At 59.4% G+C, this 17,437-nt stretch carries 15 protein-coding genes and 1 pseudogene; 9 read left to right on the top strand and 7 right to left on the bottom strand.

The window, feature by feature from the left end:
- Positions 1 to 444 (bottom strand): annotated as a pseudogene (locus tag DWZ22_RS10155) (hypothetical protein); the annotation flags it as partial.
- A 1,010-nt stretch (positions 445 to 1,454) separates the two neighbouring features.
- On the opposite strand from DWZ22_RS10155, the gene DWZ22_RS08240 reads away from it, so the two are divergent.
- From DWZ22_RS08240 to DWZ22_RS08230, 3 genes are all read left to right on the top strand, one after another.
- A complete protein-coding gene (locus tag DWZ22_RS08240) occupies positions 1,455 to 2,555 on the top strand; it encodes a glycosyltransferase (protein WP_118405878.1) in 1,101 nt (366 codons plus the stop codon).
- 4 nt (positions 2,556 to 2,559) lie between these two features.
- A complete protein-coding gene (locus DWZ22_RS08235) occupies positions 2,560 to 3,690 on the top strand; it encodes an acyltransferase family protein (RefSeq protein WP_118405877.1) in 1,131 nt (376 codons plus the stop codon).
- A gap of 170 nt (positions 3,691 to 3,860) precedes the next feature.
- A complete protein-coding gene (locus DWZ22_RS08230) occupies positions 3,861 to 4,883 on the top strand; it encodes a glycosyltransferase (protein ID WP_118405876.1) in 1,023 nt (340 codons plus the stop codon).
- A 17-nt stretch (positions 4,884 to 4,900) separates the two neighbouring features.
- On the opposite strand, the gene DWZ22_RS08225 is transcribed toward DWZ22_RS08230, so the two are convergent.
- The 5 genes from DWZ22_RS08225 to DWZ22_RS08205 all read right to left on the bottom strand — a co-directional run bounded on the left by DWZ22_RS08225 (position 4,901) and on the right by DWZ22_RS08205 (position 9,950).
- Positions 4,901 to 6,697, bottom strand: a complete 1,797-nt coding sequence (locus tag DWZ22_RS08225; RefSeq protein WP_118405875.1) for an AAA family ATPase — start codon at positions 6,695 to 6,697, stop codon at positions 4,901 to 4,903.
- Between the two features lie 203 nt (positions 6,698 to 6,900).
- The gene (locus DWZ22_RS08220) at positions 6,901 to 8,688 is read right to left on the bottom strand and encodes a hypothetical protein (RefSeq protein WP_118405874.1); all 1,788 of its coding nucleotides are present in this window, start codon (positions 8,686 to 8,688) and stop codon (positions 6,901 to 6,903) included.
- Between the two features lie 128 nt (positions 8,689 to 8,816).
- On the bottom strand, positions 8,817 to 9,236 hold the full coding sequence (locus DWZ22_RS08215) for an HI0074 family nucleotidyltransferase substrate-binding subunit (protein WP_055286557.1): 420 nt from the start codon (positions 9,234 to 9,236) through the stop codon (positions 8,817 to 8,819).
- Positions 9,223 to 9,510 (bottom strand): nucleotidyltransferase family protein, encoded by a 288-nt coding sequence (locus tag DWZ22_RS08210; protein ID WP_006235563.1) that lies wholly within the window; start codon positions 9,508 to 9,510, stop codon positions 9,223 to 9,225. Before DWZ22_RS08210 ends, DWZ22_RS08215 begins: the two co-directional genes overlap by 14 nt.
- Before the next feature lie 8 nt (positions 9,511 to 9,518).
- Entirely contained in the window at positions 9,519 to 9,950 is a 432-nt protein-coding gene (locus DWZ22_RS08205; protein ID WP_055310594.1) for an Rrf2 family transcriptional regulator, read from the bottom strand.
- 224 nt (positions 9,951 to 10,174) lie between these two features.
- Here DWZ22_RS08205 and sufC point away from each other — a divergent pair, with 224 nt between their 5' ends.
- Genes sufC through sufU form a run of 5 tightly spaced genes read left to right on the top strand, consistent with a single transcriptional unit; the run spans position 10,175 to position 15,420 of the window.
- Positions 10,175 to 10,975, top strand: a complete 801-nt coding sequence (sufC, locus tag DWZ22_RS08200; protein WP_118405873.1) for a Fe-S cluster assembly ATPase SufC — start codon at positions 10,175 to 10,177, stop codon at positions 10,973 to 10,975.
- Between the two features lie 12 nt (positions 10,976 to 10,987).
- Positions 10,988 to 12,400 (top strand): Fe-S cluster assembly protein SufB, encoded by a 1,413-nt coding sequence (gene sufB, locus DWZ22_RS08195; protein WP_022094821.1) that lies wholly within the window; start codon positions 10,988 to 10,990, stop codon positions 12,398 to 12,400.
- Positions 12,400 to 13,671: a SufD family Fe-S cluster assembly protein gene (locus DWZ22_RS08190; protein WP_118405872.1), complete on the top strand. Its 1,272-nt coding sequence runs from the start codon at positions 12,400 to 12,402 to the stop codon at positions 13,669 to 13,671. The genes sufB and DWZ22_RS08190 overlap by 1 nt, the downstream gene beginning before the upstream one ends.
- Positions 13,668 to 14,993: an aminotransferase class V-fold PLP-dependent enzyme gene (locus DWZ22_RS08185; RefSeq protein WP_199569723.1), complete on the top strand. Its 1,326-nt coding sequence runs from the start codon at positions 13,668 to 13,670 to the stop codon at positions 14,991 to 14,993. The genes DWZ22_RS08190 and DWZ22_RS08185 overlap by 4 nt, the downstream gene beginning before the upstream one ends.
- Positions 14,986 to 15,420: a Fe-S cluster assembly sulfur transfer protein SufU gene (gene sufU, locus DWZ22_RS08180; protein WP_118346008.1), complete on the top strand. Its 435-nt coding sequence runs from the start codon at positions 14,986 to 14,988 to the stop codon at positions 15,418 to 15,420. The genes DWZ22_RS08185 and sufU overlap by 8 nt, the downstream gene beginning before the upstream one ends.
- A gap of 65 nt (positions 15,421 to 15,485) precedes the next feature.
- Here sufU and DWZ22_RS08175 read toward each other — a convergent pair whose 3' ends face one another.
- Entirely contained in the window at positions 15,486 to 16,286 is an 801-nt protein-coding gene (locus tag DWZ22_RS08175; protein WP_118405871.1) for a transposase, read from the bottom strand.
- Positions 16,287 to 16,689: 403 nt separating this feature from the next.
- Between DWZ22_RS08175 and DWZ22_RS08170 the strand changes: the two genes are divergently transcribed.
- The gene (locus DWZ22_RS08170; protein ID WP_006235554.1) at positions 16,690 to 17,424 is read left to right on the top strand and encodes an iron-sulfur cluster assembly scaffold protein; all 735 of its coding nucleotides are present in this window, start codon (positions 16,690 to 16,692) and stop codon (positions 17,422 to 17,424) included.
- The last annotated feature ends 13 nt before the right edge of the window (positions 17,425 to 17,437 follow it).

Genomic DNA, 17,437 nt, shown 5'->3' with positions numbered 1-17,437 from the left:
GGCCTGCCAGCCGACGTTGGAGACGTGGGCCTCGACGGATATGGCGTCAGAGCCGAGGGGCTCGCCGGTCGAGGCGTCGGACAGGACGAGGCGCAGCGCCTCGAGGGGGAGCCCCCTGCCGGTCGTGCCGGCGGTCTCGCCGCCGGCGACGGCGCCCATCCAGCCGATATTGGAGACGTGGGCGGAATAAGACAGCGAGACGGCAGTGGCCCCATCGGACTGCGCGGCCTCCGCCTGGCCCCCGTCGGCCTGGGCGGTTTCGGCCTGGGCGGCCTCGTCCTGGGCGCCGGACTCCCCGCCGGCGGGCTGCGCCTCGCCGGGGAGCGGCTGCGTGTCCCCCGCCGCGGCGGGGGCGGCGTAGGCCGCGGGCCCGCACAGGGCCAGGGCGGCAGCGACCGCGAGGACGGCGGCGGCCCCGGAAACTCGTTTCATGGAGCGTTTCATGGAAAATCCCCCTAATCTAGCAACGGTTTAGAGTCTACTAGATTGGGGGGACGGGGGCCAAGCCCGCACAGTTAGCGTCGGCGTGACGTCCTTCGTCTACAGCACGGTTAAATGCATCGAACAAATGGGCTGCTTCCTCGGGACGCGAGGAAGCATCTAAAACAGTGTTGAGAATGTCTCCCGCATCACGTCCGTGTGTCTCCGTCGCAGGAACCGACGTGGTCTCGCCATCAAGAATGCAAATATTGTCACGAGGCACTGAAGCCACGACAACCGGCGAATGCGTGGTCACGACAAACTGCACGTTGGGGAAGATGCGAACGAGGTCCTCCAGAATTCGTGCCTGTCAACGAGGGTGCAAATGAAGGTCGATCTCGTCAATCATTACCACGCCCGGCGTCTTGAGCACACGATCCCCTAGTGCGGGGTTCAACATCGCCATGCGATATGCGATGTCCGCAAAAAGGCTCGACGTGCCACGATATCCGTCGCTCATAGAGTGAATCCTATCGCGATGGTAACTACCATCGGCAGTGCTTATATGTAAACACCAGCTGGCCGAGTTCGGCATCAAAATCGACCATCGCGTCCACGGTAGAAGCAGCGGCATCAAAACATGAGGCCGGTGCCTTTTTAACCGCAGAGAACAGTGCGCTGTCACGCCTATTCTGCTACTCCCAAATGGATTGAGATTTAAACCATGCATTCATACGTGCATCGTTCGAAGATGCCTGTAGGGCACCTTCGAACCCACGCGTCCTGTTGGGCAACGATTGGTCTTTAGGTTCAGTCCGCGTCCACAATCGATTGGTCCCATAACGAGCAAGAATGGGAAGGACAACCGTCTCGCCACTGCCGACATTTTTATTGCAGCCGATCGCTGACATCCATTACAGGCGCAGCGTCAGCAATAGTCGTGCAGCCCTTGGCAGTATTAGGCGAACGCAACTAAAACCGTTGCAAATGCAATTAGGTATAATTCTTCCAAATCGCCTAGAGAAAGTGTTTGAATGCTGACCGTAATCGTGCCTACTTACAATGCCGAGCCGTATCTTTCTCAGGCTATAGGCAGCCTATTAAACGAAAACAAAATCGAACTGGAAATCCTCGCCATCAACGACGGATCCACCGACAACTCGCTCGCCATTATGCAAGATTTCGCTGCGCGCGACTCACGCGTTCGAGTGATCGATAAGGCAAACCAGGGTTATGGCGCAACCTGCAATCTGGGCATTCGCGAGGCAATGGGCGACTGGATTGCCATCCTCGAGCCCGATGACTGGATCGAGCCCGGAATGTACTCCGACATGTTTGCCTTTGCCAAGCGCGAATTTGGCGGTCCGAACAAGCTCGATATTATTGAGACCCCGTATTGGATCATTCGCAACCCCGATACCCCCCAAGAGGTCAAACTACATTGCGCATATCGTGGTCGCATCAAACCGTCTCGGCAACCGTTCACCATTCACGACGCTCCACACCTGCTGGCCCATCATCCGTCCATTTGGTCGGCAATCTATCGTCGCGACTTCCTAATGCAAAACAATATCTGGTTTAAGGAAATCCCCGGTGCGGGCTGGGCCGACAATCCATTCCTTGTCGAAACGCTCTGTCAGGCAAAGGCGATCGCTTACTGGCCCAAGCCGTATTACTGCTACCGCGAGGAAACACCCGAAAAGGCAGCTGCTCTGGCAAAGCGTGACCCCTTGATGCCGTTTAATCGCTGGAACGACATGGTCGATATTCTTGAGCGGCTCAACGTCACCGACCCCGCCGTTTGGACACCCCAAATCACACGTGGCTTCACCTATATGGGCATCATGATTGAGCACACCGGAATTGATGGCCACCCCGAAATCGAGCGGGCGATCCACAGGATGTTCGAACGCATGCCGCAAGAGCTGGTATTTGCCAATCCTCGCATTACCCCTGCGGCCAAAAAGCTCTATGCCGAGTATATGGGCATCGCCAACCCTAAAATCAGCTACTGCGCATACGCCAAGGACCTCGTGGGCGAGGGCCTGTATAACGTATGGAACAAGGGGCCCAAGCAAACTCTAAAAATGATCACATCGCACTTTGGTTCATACAACGCACGCGCTGGAAAATAGTCTGATGGGCAGCAAAACAAGCAGAAACACCTCCATCGAAGCGCTGCGCTTGGTAGCGGTCGCTGGCATCGCGGTATTCCACACGTTTCAGTGGACCTTCCAGGCCGTCTGCATCAGCGTGCCGGAATATGCACCGCTCGCCGCCTTCCCCTATTCGGGACTGCTGGGGTTCATTAACTTGCTTGGCTGCTGGGCCAACGAGGTCTTCTTTATGATCTCGGGCTATTTTCTCATCGCTTCGGCCGCGCGTGCTTGGGACGGTGGAGCAACGTGGAAGTCGCAAATGCAACGGACGGCGCAGCGCCTTGGCAAGGTCATTATGCCCACTGCGTTTTATTGCCTCGTGGCGCTCGCGTGGTCCACGGTCGTCTCACCCATTCCTGATGTAGCCCTCAACACGCACAACTGGTATACCCTGGGACTCGAGTTCATTTGGGTCTATGCCGCCACGGTCTTCATGGCGCCATGGTTTGGACTAGCAAGGAGTCGACTCCCCCGGAAGAGCTACACGGCGACGGTCATCGCCGTTGGCATCCTCGCATTTGTTGTTAACGGGTATTTAGCCGCTATGAGTGCGACAAGCGCCGGCGAGTTTTCTTGGCTCCAAAAGTTCATGAGCGCCGTCACGTACGTAGTCGCGTTTTTGATCGGCGGACTGCTCCGCGACGTTACCGATGTCATGGATTCGGACAGGGTGGGCGCCTTGGGCATGCGCTCGCTCGTAACGGTTTTGGTGCTCACCATCATCCTGGAAGGAGCACTCTCCTTCACCGACAACCTCACAGCGATGACAATCCTCTCCTACAAATCGACCTCGCTGATCTCGTTTGCCCTCGCTGCCGCCTGCCTGCTCTTTGCGGCAACCCGACGCAGTGCCTCAGGCAATCCGCGGACTGCAGGTGTCATCGTCACCTTATCGACCGCCACGCTTGGTTTCTATGTGATGCAGTCACTCACCAGTAGCCTGTGGCGTCCCGTCTTCAATACGTTGCTCGCAAACATACTGGTCAGCCAAAACAGCCCGGTAGCTATATACATCTTCACGGGTACCGTCATTAGCATCGTCTTTGCTCTGGCACTTCTCATCATCGATGCAGCCAGAAGCTTTATCGCTCGCAAGCTCAAGCGGCAATAGACACGCTGCCGTCAGACGCTAAAGCCGCTACAGCCGTGGCAGGTTCCTGCGTTTTATTCAAAGCTTGCCGTCAAGGTGCGCCGAGCCTCTACAATAGGACAGTCCCAAGGACGTATTCGATAGCTTCCGTGCAGCGCATGCGCGCCGCGCGTGAAAGGATATATTGCCCCATGCCTTCAACCCTTCCCGCCCCCATCGACAAGCTCGCCATCGTCGTCGTTACGTACAAGCGCCAGGAACTCCTGGCCAACTTGTTCGACTCCATGACCGAGCTCACAGCAACGCCCTGGCGCATCGTGATTGTCGATAACGAAAATTCGCGCGAGACCGAGGCCATGTGCACCGCATTCAACGAGCGCCTGGCTAACCTGTGGGGCATCGACACCGAGCAGCCTGACGCGCAGGGCGGCACCGACCGTGTCATCTACGTCCCGCAGCTCGAAAACGGCGGCGGTGCGGGCGGCTTCTCCGCCGGTACTAAATGCGCCTACGACTTGGGGGCCCAGTGGTTCTGGGTCATGGACGACGACGTGCTCGTCATCCCCGAAGGCATCAAGCGTCTTGCCAAGTGGACCGACCGCTATGATGTCATCCAGGGTTCGCGCCTGGACTTTGACGGCGGCGCCTTCTTTTGGCAGTACCAACTCATCCTTTCGCTCGGCATTCCCAACCCCGTCGCCAAGTGGGACTTGGGTCCAGAGGGTTATCGCGCCATGAACCAGCTGTGCTTTGAGGGCGGCATGTTCTCGCGCCGCGTGGTCGACAAGATCGGCCTGCCCGATGCGCGCTTCTTTATCTACGGCGACGATGCCTGCTACGGCTACGTAGCCAGCCAACACTTCCCCGCCGCCGTTGTTGCCGACGTGGTTCTCAAGCGAGCCCGCGCCGTCTCTAACTGGGATATCGCCGGCAAGCGCCAGCTCAACTCTACGAGCGACACCAACCGCTACTACATCATGCGCAACCGAGGCTTCCTCGCTCGCTATATGCAGATCTACGGTGACTACCACCCCATGCTGTTCCGCCTGGGCAATGCCGCGACCTTCTGCAAGGAATTCATTCGCCTGGCTGCGGTCGATAAGTGCTTTAAGACCGGCATTCCGGCGCTGCGCCGAGGCATGAAGGACGCCCGCAAGATCGTCAAGGACCCCAACTGGAAGCCCATGCCGCCCCTGAAGGACACGGAACAGTAAAGGGCTTTCGCCCGCCGCTACAGACGTTGGCACACCACGGACACACGCTGCCCATCAAAACCGAACCCCCAGCGCATGCGACCCACGCCGGGTCGCGGCACACGGATTTCGTCGATGCCGTCGCGCTCTATGTCGAGTAGCGACTGCACGGCCAGCAATTCCAGGCCCAACGCATCCACATCGGGGTCATACATCAAGTTAATCGTTATCAGCGGGCGCTCGTCCAGCATGCCAATCGTGTCTGCTACGTCGAACACAGCACTCGTAGGGAAAATCTGGATGTCCCAGCGACCCGCGCCACACTTTCGCCTCGAGGCAGGATTGGCATAGCCCGGCAAGCCAAAGCAGAGACCCCGCAAGAGCAGATGATATGGCAGCGGCTTATCTGGGTCGGTCTCACCGATTCCCGCATCCCCCAGGATGCGGCTTAGCGCCCGCCTCACGGTATCCTCGTTCCCACGGCACAGCCCGTCGCGAAACGCATCGACGTCTCGAATGTCTTCGGCAGCGCACTCAAACCACTCAACAATTACTAGACGCAAGACCTGGCGAAGCTCTTTATTGGGCAATCGCAAAACACGGAGGCGATCGCCATGCTCTGGCTCCTCAGTCATATCTGTCGTCAGGAAACCGGACAGATACAGCGCTGTCCACATGCCATCGTCAGGCGAAACATCTGGCTCTGCAGTGCCCAAACAAAGCGGGACCTCAGCGCACCCATGGGCCTCGAGCAAATCAAACAAGACCGAAAGGCGGTCGAGATTCCACCCGGCAACTACCCTATTCAGGCAATCGGCATATCCATACAGATCGGCACGCACAGGCGCCGTGCAGCCTCGGTCCAGAAAACCGATCACACGCTCTGGGCTCGAGCAATAGGCCCTGCCAAACCGATACCCCTCGAGCCATTCACGCGCATCATCCAGGTATTCCTCGCGCCCAGCATGATTCAACAGAGCCTGGACCTCGGCATCCGAAAAGCCGAACCAACGGTCACACCACGTCGAAAGCGGCGTCGACAGACAATACGAGCAGCCGCGCGAAGAAAGCGCCGCTTCGGCAGGACCGGGACACTCCCCCATCAGACACGTCAGCCGCAACGAATCGCGCGCAGTGGCAATGGCGTCGAACAGCACGCGATCGAATAGCCCTGCCGGATCGGCGTCGGAAGCGTCCCTCGCGCTCGCACGGCGAGACCACGCCGCATCGTACCCATCAACGAGCAATACAACCTGCTCATCGCAGGCCATCTCCAGCAGCTCAATGAGCACACCGAGCACCGAGTCAACCTCGTCCGCGCTCGCCACGCCACGCGCAACACGTTCGATGTGACGCACCTTATCTCGAGCTAAATCAGGAGCCTCCAAGAGCGCCAACAAGCGAGCGCACTCGCCCGAAAGGGCATCGCGCACGACGTCGGCAATAGCGGCACCAAGCCTCGCAGCGCCAGAAAAGTCCAGCGATATCACCGGATAGCAAGCATATTCATCCCGATAGCGCCCACCGTCTGCATCCCAAATCTGAGCATTGGCAAACAAACGCTGATCAGCGCGACCAACCGCTGGACGCTCCAGAAAAGCCCTGAGCGTCGACAAGTTCATGCTTTTGCCAAAACCCTCGGGTCGACAGCACACCACAACGGACGCGTCGCAGTCCAACACATCGGCAATAAACATGGTCTTGTCAACCAGCATGCAACGACCAATGGCATCGGCAAAATCATGCACACCGACCGGCAAAACCGCATCATCGACATGGTTGACAAGCCGTACGCCAAAAGTATCGTCACTGTTGCAATACTCCTGTTCAGACACCGTAACTTCTCCCTAAAACGCAGCACGAAGCCCATTGTAGCGAGCAGTTCAAGTGCAACGCTGGATCCGTGCAAAGGCATCGGGCAACGGTAGGAACAAAGGCCTTGAGGGGGCATAACAAATCGTTGTGCAACAAAATGGGGCCCGATGCAACTGCACCGGGCCCCATTGCGGATCTTTAGTTGTCGGGCAACCGAAAGGGACTACTCCTCGGAGTCGTTCTGCCTAGCAGCCTTCTTTTGCTGATCGAGCTTATGCTTACCACTTACGATAGACGTAGCGCCCAGTGTGGCCAAGCTTGCACTGGCAAGGCTCGCCATCACGATCAAGTCGCCCGTCTTGGGCATATTGCCGCCAGATGACTTGGTAGTTGTAGTCGTCGTGGTAGTAGTGGTCACCGTTTTGGAGCCATTTTGCTCTTGGCTCTGGTTGTCGGCACCGCTCTTGTCGTCGTCCTCGGTCTTTTTCTTTTCGCCCTCGGTCTTGCTCTTGTCCTTCTCCTCAGATTCAGACTTCTTACCCTCGTCCTTCTCATCAGAGCTAGGACCCTTATCGGATTCGGTCTTCTTGGAAGTCTCGTCCTTGGAGTCGCCCTTTGCGACCTCGGTCTTTTCCGTGGAAACCTGATCAGAGTTGTCCTTGTTCTGGGCCGAGCCGTTATTGACGCCAGCCATCAGCGAAGAACCCAGCGTAGAACCAAGCTGCTCGGAGAAAGAAGGCTTCTTGTCCGGAGAAGCAACGGGAGCGTCCGGCGCCTTATTCAAGTTGTCCTTGGAAGCATCGGAATCAGGGGTTGCGTCAGAGCCGGAGCCGTTGTTAGAGCCGGTGTCAATCGACGAATCACTCGAGCCAGTGGAAGAGCCGGAGGAACCAGCGTCGGTCGAACCAGAGGCGGCGCTGCCCGTATTGCCGGCAGAGCTTGAAGACGAATCGCCCGCAGCAGAGCCGTTCGAATCGGAGCCGTTCGAGGTAGAGCCATCGTTGGTAGTGCCACCAGTAGAGCCATCACCGTCAGCATCGGTCGAGGGCGCATCCATCTTGTCATCGTTGACATCGTCACTCGAGCCGTCATTCGAATCAGGTGTCGGCGAGGGCGCCGGCGTAGGCTCGGGCTGCACAGGCGTCGCAGCGGCAGCCTCGTCCTCAGCGATATAAACCAAGCAGTCCTTCAGCTCATTCTTATAACGATTCTTCCAGCCCTCATGATACTGGGGCTGGCTTGCATACTTGGTCGCCACGTTATTGACCACGCTGTTGGAAAGCGCCGTCACAAACTCGCGGTCGGACATATCGTTGGAAAGATTCGCCCAGCGGAAAAAGTCCCTGCAGCCACCAGTGCCGCACATGTTGGTAATGCTCCACACCATGCCCTTGACGCAATCGGCGCGGCCCGAAATATCAATACCAAGGCCGCTCTTGAGCCACGCCTCGGTCACCGCATAGTACGAGTTGTACGCATAGGCATCTTGAAGTGCTGAGAACTCAACAGGATCGGTGTTGTACGCACCTTGGAAGGCATCCTGAGCGATACGGCCCAACTCGGTGAGCTGGCCGTTCTCGTACATGGCATTGCTCGTGTTGGAAATCTCGCTGCCGCGATCAATCGCATCCTTGAGCATGCTGTATTTTTCGGGGTTGTAGTTGTAGGCCTGCTTCATAAACGGAATGAGCGACCAACGACGGTCGAACTGGTAATAACCCAGCGCGTTGTAGCCGTCACCATACGAAAAGCCCTGGTTATAGTTGCCATGGCTCTCATATTTGGTGAAGTACTTCATCTCGGGAGTCACGTTGACAAACGAAACGCCCTGGACCGACCTCAGCACGCCCGAGAAGGACTGCTGGGTGTAGAGACCCTTATCGATATCGGTGGCATCCGAGGCAACGCCCGGCGTGGGCTCCTCGGCAGCGGCGGGTGCCGGCGCGGAAACGGCGCCAAACGAAAGCGCCAGCGTCAGGCCCGCGACAATAGCAGAATGCTTAGGCTGCATAAGATCCTCCCTGCATTGGTGTAGTTAAAGTGCGGTTTGCAAAGATAAAGTTAAGTATTGCAGCTCGCCCGTTGTTGCACAACAACCCCTCGGTAAACGGCAACAACCCTCCGCGAAATCTTAAGGAATTAAACAAACTGGTCGTCGGGCGCCATCAGAAGCTCGCCGTATCGCTCCATCAGCCCGTCCCTCAACTGACAGAAAGCGGGGATATAGACGTTCAAGATGCGCTGAATCAAATCTTGAGCGAGCTTGTTGTCGTAGATATGGACGTTCGTATTGCGGTCTCTGAGCATGTCTAGCCAGGCCGCCTCATCAATAAAGTCGTAAAATCGGTACGACTCCTTCAAGATGGCACGAGGAGACCCCGACGCGGCAAGCGTGGCGCCCTCATACTCGAGCAGACGCTTAAGGAGCTTCCAGCTCAGTTCAAATTGAAGATTGAACTTATTAATCAATCCACTCTGAACAAAATCATTGTTGAGATCCTGATTGGGCGCATCCTCAAGATTCGCCAAGGCGCTAACAAAGTTCTCATATTTTTTCATACAGAATCACACCATCCCTGGCAATCTCATCGAGCAATTGCTGCGATAGGGACTCGTCGAGATTGACGACATCTACATCTAAAAGAGTATCAAGATGTTCCTCGATCAAATATGAGAAACGGCCGAAATCCCGGCAACCTGCTACGGCGATGTCAATATCGCTCTTGGGCAAGTTGTCGCCTCGAGCACGAGAACCAAACAACACGACCTTCTCAGCGTCACATTCCCGAGCAAAAACTTCGATTTGCTTGTACACCTTGTCGAGAGATGCCATTTGCACCCCTACAGCTTAATGTCGAAGTTAATTTCTGGAACGGCAGCCAAGTCGGCCAACGTTACGCCGTCGACGTACTTTTCGATCACGTCGTCCAGACCGCGCCAGAACTTGACGGTCGAGCACAAATCGCTGCGGGTGCAGCTGTTGTCGATACCGTCGCACGCCACGGGCGCCGTGCTGCCCTCGACAGCGCGCAGGATGTCGCCAGCACGCACCTCGGCCGGGTCCTTGGCCATCATGTAGCCGCCACCCTTGCCGCGCACGCTCTTAAGCAGGCCCGCCTTCATAAGCGGACGGACCAGCTGCTCCAAGTACTTTTGCGAGATATGCTCGCGGTCGGCAACCTCACGAAGGGCAATCTTGCCCTCGGCGTCGCCCAGCGCCGCGATATAGATCATCAGCCGGAGGGCATAGCGGCCCTTGGAAGAAATGAGCATACCTACCCTCCCATCGCATCTGGGACAACATAACCAGGTTTGTTTGTCCCAAATCTTAAGTAAGTGGGACAAACACAACAGGTTATTTTGTCCCAGAATTTGAAAAGTCGAGTGGATTAGTCGGGTTTTCCCTTGACTAACGCCGAACCCATAGTAACTTTATTCCGAGAAGATTCCTAGGGTTTAGTGCACCTATGAGTACACCATATACAGAGAGGGACAGCATGAGCGCAAATCCGCTGCTTTCCATCGAAGGTCTCACCGCCTCCGTGGACGAGAAGACGATCCTCCACAACGTCAACCTCAACGTCGCCGCCGGCGAGACCCACGTGCTGATGGGCCCCAACGGCGCCGGCAAGTCCACCCTCGGCCACCTGGTCATGGGCGACCCCGTCTACACGGTCAACGGCGGCCGTATCGTCTTTGACGGCCAGGACATCACCGAGCTCACCACCGACAAGCGCTCGCGCGCCGGCTTGTTCCTGAGCTTCCAAGCGCCGGTCGAGATCCCCGGCGTGCCGCTGTCGAGCTTTTTGCGCGCCAGCATCGCCGGCCGCCCCGGCCTGGAGATGAAGGGCAAGGAGTTCCGCCGCCGCGTGAAGGAGCTCGCGGCCGAGCTCAACATGGATACCGCCTATCTCAACCGCGAGCTGGGCGTGGGCTTCTCGGGCGGCGAGAAGAAGAAGGTCGAGATGCTCCAGCTTCTGCTGCTGCAGCCCAAGCTCGCCATCCTGGACGAGACCGACTCGGGCCTGGACGTCGACGCCCTGTCCACCGTCAGCCACGGCATGGACGCCTACCGCAAGAGCTGCGACGGCTCCATGCTCATCATCACGCACAACACGCGCATCCTGGAGCACCTGGATGTCGACCGCGTCCACGTTATGGTCAAGGGCCACATCGTGCGCGAGGACGACGCCTCGCTCATCCCCTGGATCGACAAGAACGGCTTTGAAACCTTCGAGCGCGAGGCCGCCGAGCAGCGCGCCCAGGCCGAGGCCGCCGCTGCCGAGCAGCAGGCGTAAAGGGGCGACGCAATGACCAAGAACCGCACCGAGGTCGCGGACATCGACCGCAGCCTCTACGACTTCACCTATGGCGAGGAGGGTTTCGAGCGCCTCGACGCCGGCATCACGCCCGACATCGTGCGCGAGATCAGCGCCAAGAAGGACGAGCCGCAGTGGATGCTCGACCTGCGCCTCAAGTCCCTCGAGATCTTCAACCGCTTCCCCGACCCGACGTGGGGCCCCTCCATCGAGGGCCTGGACATGGACAACATCGTCACCTACGTCAAGCCCAACACCGACCAAAAGCACGACTGGGAGTCGGTGCCCGACGACATCAAGAACACCTTTGAGCGCCTGGGCATCCCCGAGGCCGAGCGCAGCTATCTGGCAGGCGTCGGCGCGCAGTACGACTCCGAGCTCGTCTACCACAACATGCAGGACACCGCGTCCAAGATGGGCATCGTCTACTCCGGCATCGAGGAGGCCCTGCACGACCCGCAGTGGGAGCCGCTCATCCACGAGAAGTTTATGACGCTTATCCCGCCCACCGACCACAAGTTTGCGGCCCTGCACGGCGCCGTGTGGTCGGGCGGCTCGTTTGTCTACGTGCCCAAGGGCACCAAGCTCGACTTCCCGCTGCAGAGCTACTTCCGCCTCAACGCCAAGGGCGCCGGCCAGTTTGAGCACACGCTCATCATCGTCGAGGACGATGCCGACCTGCACTTTATCGAGGGCTGCTCCGCGCCCAAGTACAACGTGGCAAACCTCCATGCCGGCGCTGTGGAGCTCTTTGTGGGCAAGCGCGCACACCTGCGCTACTCGACCATCGAGAACTGGTCCAAGAACATGTACAACCTCAACACCAAGCGTGCGCGCGTGGACGAGGACGGCGACATCGAGTGGATCAGCGGCTCTTTCGGCAGCCACGTGGGCTACCTCTACCCCATGAGCGTGCTCAACGGCCGCCGCGCCCGCTCGAGCTTTACCGGCATCACCTTTGCCGGCGCCGGGCAGAACCTCGACACCGGCTGCAAGGTCGTGCTCAACGCCCCCGAGACCTCGGCGACCGTCGAGACCAAGGGCATCTCCAAGAGCGGCGGCATCCAGACGTTCCGCAGCTCTATTGTGGCGACACCCAAGGCCGAGGGTTCCAAGGCAACCGTGAGCTGCCAGTCGCTGATGCTCGACGACCAGAGCCGCTCCGACACTATTCCGGCCATGGACATCCGCGCCAAGAACGTCGACATCGGCCACGAGGCCACCATCGGCCGCATCGGCGACGACAAGGTGTTCTACCTGATGAGCCGCGGCATCTCGGAGGAAGAGGCCCGCACCATGATCGTCAACGGCTTTGCCAACCCGGTCTCCAAGGAGCTGCCGCTTGAGTACGCCGTCGAGATGAACAACCTGATCAAGCTCGAGATGGAAGGAGCGATCGGATAATGAAACAGGAAACCAACACCGCTGCCACCACACTCGAGCAGGTCAACGCGATGCCCGCAGCAACCTGGGGCTGGTTGAAAATGAACCAGACCAAACTCGAGCTCTCTGACGAGCTTGCCGCCGCTCCCGCCGAGACCATTGAGGTTGAGGGCTTGGACGAGCAGTTTGCTGGCGTGGCAGACGCGTTCGACGCCGCCATGGACGCCATGGCCGAGCGCTTCCCCGAGCGCCGCGCCTCCGCCCCGGGTGATGCCGCCGACCGCGCCCGCATCACGCCCGAGACCGAGCTCGACGTGCCCGCCACCTCCGTCTACCAGGCCGGTGCCATTAAGCTGGAGGAGGAGCTCTCCCCCGCTGAGGCCTTCGAGACTGGCATGGGCGAGGCTGCCTACACCTACCTGGCCGACCACGCCACCAAGCGCGTCGTCATCGATGTGCCCGCATACAAGCACGCCACGGTTACCGTGCGCGTGAGCGGTGTCGATGCAGCCGCGGCCATCGCCGCCATCGACGTCGTCGCCCGTCCCCAGTCGACGCTCGACCTGCAGATCGCCCTGGACTCCCCCGTTGCCGGCGAGGGCGTCGTGGGTTCTGTGCTACGCGTGTGCGCCCACGAGTACGCCACCGTCAACGTGGCCTGCACGCAGACGCTCGACGATAGCTGGATCGCGCTCGACGACACCGGCCTGTTCCTGGACGAGGGCGCGCGCGTCAACGTGCAGCACACCGTTCTGGGTGCTGGCGCCAGCGCCACCGGCCTTGCCGGCGACCTGCTGGGCGATACCGCCAAGGTCACCATCGATACCGATTACCTGGGCGCCCGCGATCAGGTGCGCGATTTTAACTACGAGCTGCGCCACCGCGGTCGTAAGACCGAGTGCGAGATCGACGCCAACGGCGTGCTGACCGGCACGTCCAAGAAGGTCTACCGCGGCACCATCGACCTCGTGCACGGCTGCAAGGGTGCAACCGGCACCGAGCGCGAAACGGTGCTTTTGGCCAACAAGGGCGTCGACAACAAGACCGTTCCCGTCATCCTCTGCGACGAGGACGACGTCGCCGGTAATCACGGCGCTACCATCGGTCACGTCCGCGACGAGCAGCTGTTCTACCTCGCCTGCCGTGGCCTTGACCAAAACGCCGCCGAGGACCTGTTCATCCGCGCCAAGCTGGAGGACGCCGTGCTTTCTGCCACCGACGAGCGCGCCCGCGCCGCCGTCGTCCGCCTGGGCAACAACCTGATCGACAACTTTGAGGAGGAGCTCGCATGATCGACACCGAGCACGTTAAATGCGATACCTGTACTGCCCCCGAGCCCATGGAGCTCGACGCCAGCGACGAGGCTTCGCGCGGCTGGCCCACTGTGGACATCGAGACCAACCCCTACAAGGGCCAGTTCCCGCTGTTCCAGCAGCACCCCGAGATCGCCTTCCTCGATAGCGCCGCCACCGCGCAGCGCCCTGCCTGTGTGCTCGACGCCGAACGCGACTTCTATCAGCGCATGAACGCCAATCCCCTGCGCGGCCTGTACTCGCTGTCCGTCGAGGCCACCGACGCCATCGCAAAGGTGCGCCAGCAGATCGCCGACCTCATCGGCGCCGCCCAGGCCAACGAGGTCGTCTTCACCCGCAACACGAGCGAGTCGCTCAACCTGGTCGCCAAGAGCTTTGCGCCCACGGTCCTCGAACCGGGCGACGAGGTCGTCATCACTATCATGGAGCACCACTCCAACCTGATTCCGTGGCAGCAGGTCTGCCGCGAGACCGGCTCCAAGCTCGTCTACCTCTACCCCACCAAGACCGGTCAGCTCACCACCGAGGAGGTTCTTGCCAAGGTGGGTCCCAAGACCAAGATTCTGGCCGTGGGTCAGGTCTCTAACGTGCTGGGCGTCGAGAACCCGGTCAAGAACCTCGGCAAGCTCGTGCACAAATACGGCGGCTATCTGGTTGTCGACGGCGCGCAGTCGCTGCCGCACATGCCGGTCGATGTGGCCGACCTGGGCGCCGATTTCTTTGCCTTTAGCGCGCACAAGGCCATGGGCCCCATGGGCATCGGCGTGCTGTGGGGCAAGATGGACCTGCTCAACGCCATGCCGCCCATGCTCACCGGCGGCGAGATGATCGATTCGGTCACCGAGCAGGACGCCGTCTGGGCTCCTGTCCCCGAGAAGTTCGAGGCAGGTACGCAGGACGCCGCCGGCATCTTCGCCACGGGTGCGGCACTCGACTACCTGGTCAACACCGTGGGTTACGAGAACATCCAGGCTCGCGAACAGGCACTCGTCCACTATCTGATGGGCGAGCTCATGCAGCTCGACTTTGTCCAGATCATCGGATCCATCTATTGGGACAACCATCACGGCGTCGTGAGCTTTAACGTCCGCGGCATCCACCCGCACGACGTCGCGAGCATCATGGACATGGACGGCGTCTGCATCCGCGCCGGTCACCACTGCGCGCAGCCGCTGCTCACCTGGCTGGGCGTCGAGAACCTCGCCTGCTGCCGCGCCAGCGTGGCCTTCTACAACGACAAGGCCGACATCGACAAGTTCATCGCCGGTCTGCATCACGTTTGGAGCACGTTCAATGGGTAATCTGTACACCTCCACCACATTTATGGAGCACAACTCGCACCCCGACTATAAGTACGAGATGGATGCCCCCACGCACGAGCACGACGGCATCAACCCCAGCTGCGGAGACGAGCTCACCTTGCAGCTGCGCGTCGAGAACGACGTGATCGAGGAGGCCTCGTTTACCGGTCACGGCTGCGCCATCAGTCAGGCCAGCGCTGACATCATGGCCGACCTCATCACCGGCGAGACCGTTGAGGAAGCTCGCCGCCTGGCAGAGCTCTTCCTCGCCATGATCCGCGGCGAGAAGCTCTCCGAGGAGGACCTGGAAGACCTGGACGAAGCCGCCCAGCTCCAGGACATCTCGCACATGCCCGCCCGCGTCAAATGCGCCGAGCTCGCCTGGCGCACCCTCGACGGCATGCTCACGGGACAAAATAATCAGTAGTATTTGTCCCAAATCTTAAGAATTATGTTGGCCGAATCGCTTGACAAGAGCGGTTCGGCCATTTTCTATTCCGAGCCCTCAGCCTGAGCCTTCGCCCGCGCATAAGCGCGCACGATACGAGAGACGGTACTCTTGCTGATTCCCGTATAGCGTTCAATCTCGCGCACCGTGTAGCCGCCATCGTGCAGGGAGAAAATGATTCCATCTCGCCGCGACGGTGCTACGGTCTTGAGTTCGTTGAGCGGCACGCCCAGGCGATTCGCCATCTTGTCGGCAAACGCACGCCGCTCCCACTCCGTCTCATCCATATCGTGAATCACCGGATCGGAACCATCTGGCATCGACAGAGAATAATCCAGAAACCCCTTGGCAGACTCAAAGAGCTCGAGCACGCAAGAAGGGTCGGAAAATCCCCTCGTCGTATCGTTGTCATACGCTCGTAGATACTCGGCAAAGCTGCTCCACGGATAGCGCTCGATCAGGGCGATACCCGCCTCCTGCGGATTAGCGTGAACATAGCGAATGGCAGCCATTAGATAACGGTCGGTATCGAGCGAGCGCCGGTCAAAACGGTTCTGGAACAGATGGCCCGTGCGCCCCGTGCGTTTATTGAACCGCCGCGCGTACGTCAAAAGCAGCCGGTGCATCGCCGCGCTCATCGCGTCCTCGTAATCTGCAAGCACAAGATGCACGTGATTGCCCATAAGGCACCAGGCGATAACCGTCACACCCGCCTCGCGGCAGCAGTCGCGCATCAGTTCCAAAAACTCCCACCGGTCTTCGTCGCCCTCAAAGATGAGCTGCTTGCCCGTACCGCGGGCACAGACATGGTAAAAGCCGGTAACCGTTCTCCAAACGCGCTGCATGGCGCTCCCTTCGCCGGGATCTGCTTGCCATCTAATACAGCACGATTGAAGCGTGCCATCAAAACATCCACGCAAAACAATGGACTCGCGCGGCCAAAGGCGGTAAATAGGCGGCGAACGGCACCGTTGCAACAGGTCAGCCCCCGCAACGCATACAAGAGCTGACCAAAAGCTTGCCCAATACGAACCCCCTCTACGGAAGTTCGCGACCACAGAACATAGAGTTAAACCGTTTCAATTTAAACTTCCGGACTTCTCGCTACGAAAACTGAGCCGTTCGCCGAATATTCCGTGCATTTCGCGGTATTATAGGGGCTGCATGTCATGTCCCTTTCGAAGGGTCGCCCGGCAATCGCCAGCCACGACCCCCAGACGGGACGCCAACACGATAGAGAGGAGAGGCATGCAGTACTCACAGGAAGTGGAGAACATGTGCCCCGTTGCCAAGGGTGCATACCACGGCCCCGCACCCATCCCCGAGGAGGGCAAGTGGGTCCAGGCTAAGGAGATTTCCGACATCTCCGGTCTTACGCACGGTGTGGGTTGGTGCGCACCTCAGCAGGGCGCCTGCAAGCTCACGCTGAACGTCAAGGACGGCATCATCGAGGAGGCCCTCGTTGAGACCATCGGCTGCTCGGGCATGACCCACTCTGCCGCCATGGCTTCCGAGATCCTTCCCGGTAAGACCATCCTCGAGGCCCTCAACACCGACCTCGTCTGCGACGCCATCAACGTTGCTATGCGCGAGATCTTCCTGCAGATCGTTTACGGCCGCAGCCAGACCGCGTTCTCCGAGGGCGGCCTGCCCGTGGGCGCCTCCCTCGACGACCTCGGCAAGGGCCTTCGCTCTCAGGTCGGCACCATGTTCGGCACCAAGGCCAAGGGCGCTCGTTACCTCGAGCTCGCTCAGGGCTACGTCACCCGCATGGCTCTCAACGACAAGAACGAGATCATCGCATTCGAGTTCCTGAACCTCGGCAAGTTCACCGACGCCGTCAAGGCCGGCAAGACCCCCGAGGAGGCCATCGCTGGCGCTATGGGCCACTATGGTCAGTGGGAGAACGCTGCCAAGTACATCGACCCGCGCACCGACGAGGAGACTCACTCCGTCGCCAGCGTGTTCCCGGTTCACGAGTAGAAAGGGAGGGAAA

It is taken from the genome of Collinsella sp. AF31-11, assembly GCF_003475605.1.
Classification (GTDB): domain Bacteria; phylum Actinomycetota; class Coriobacteriia; order Coriobacteriales; family Coriobacteriaceae; genus Collinsella.
This window is presented reverse-complemented; position numbering and strand designations above follow the sequence as displayed.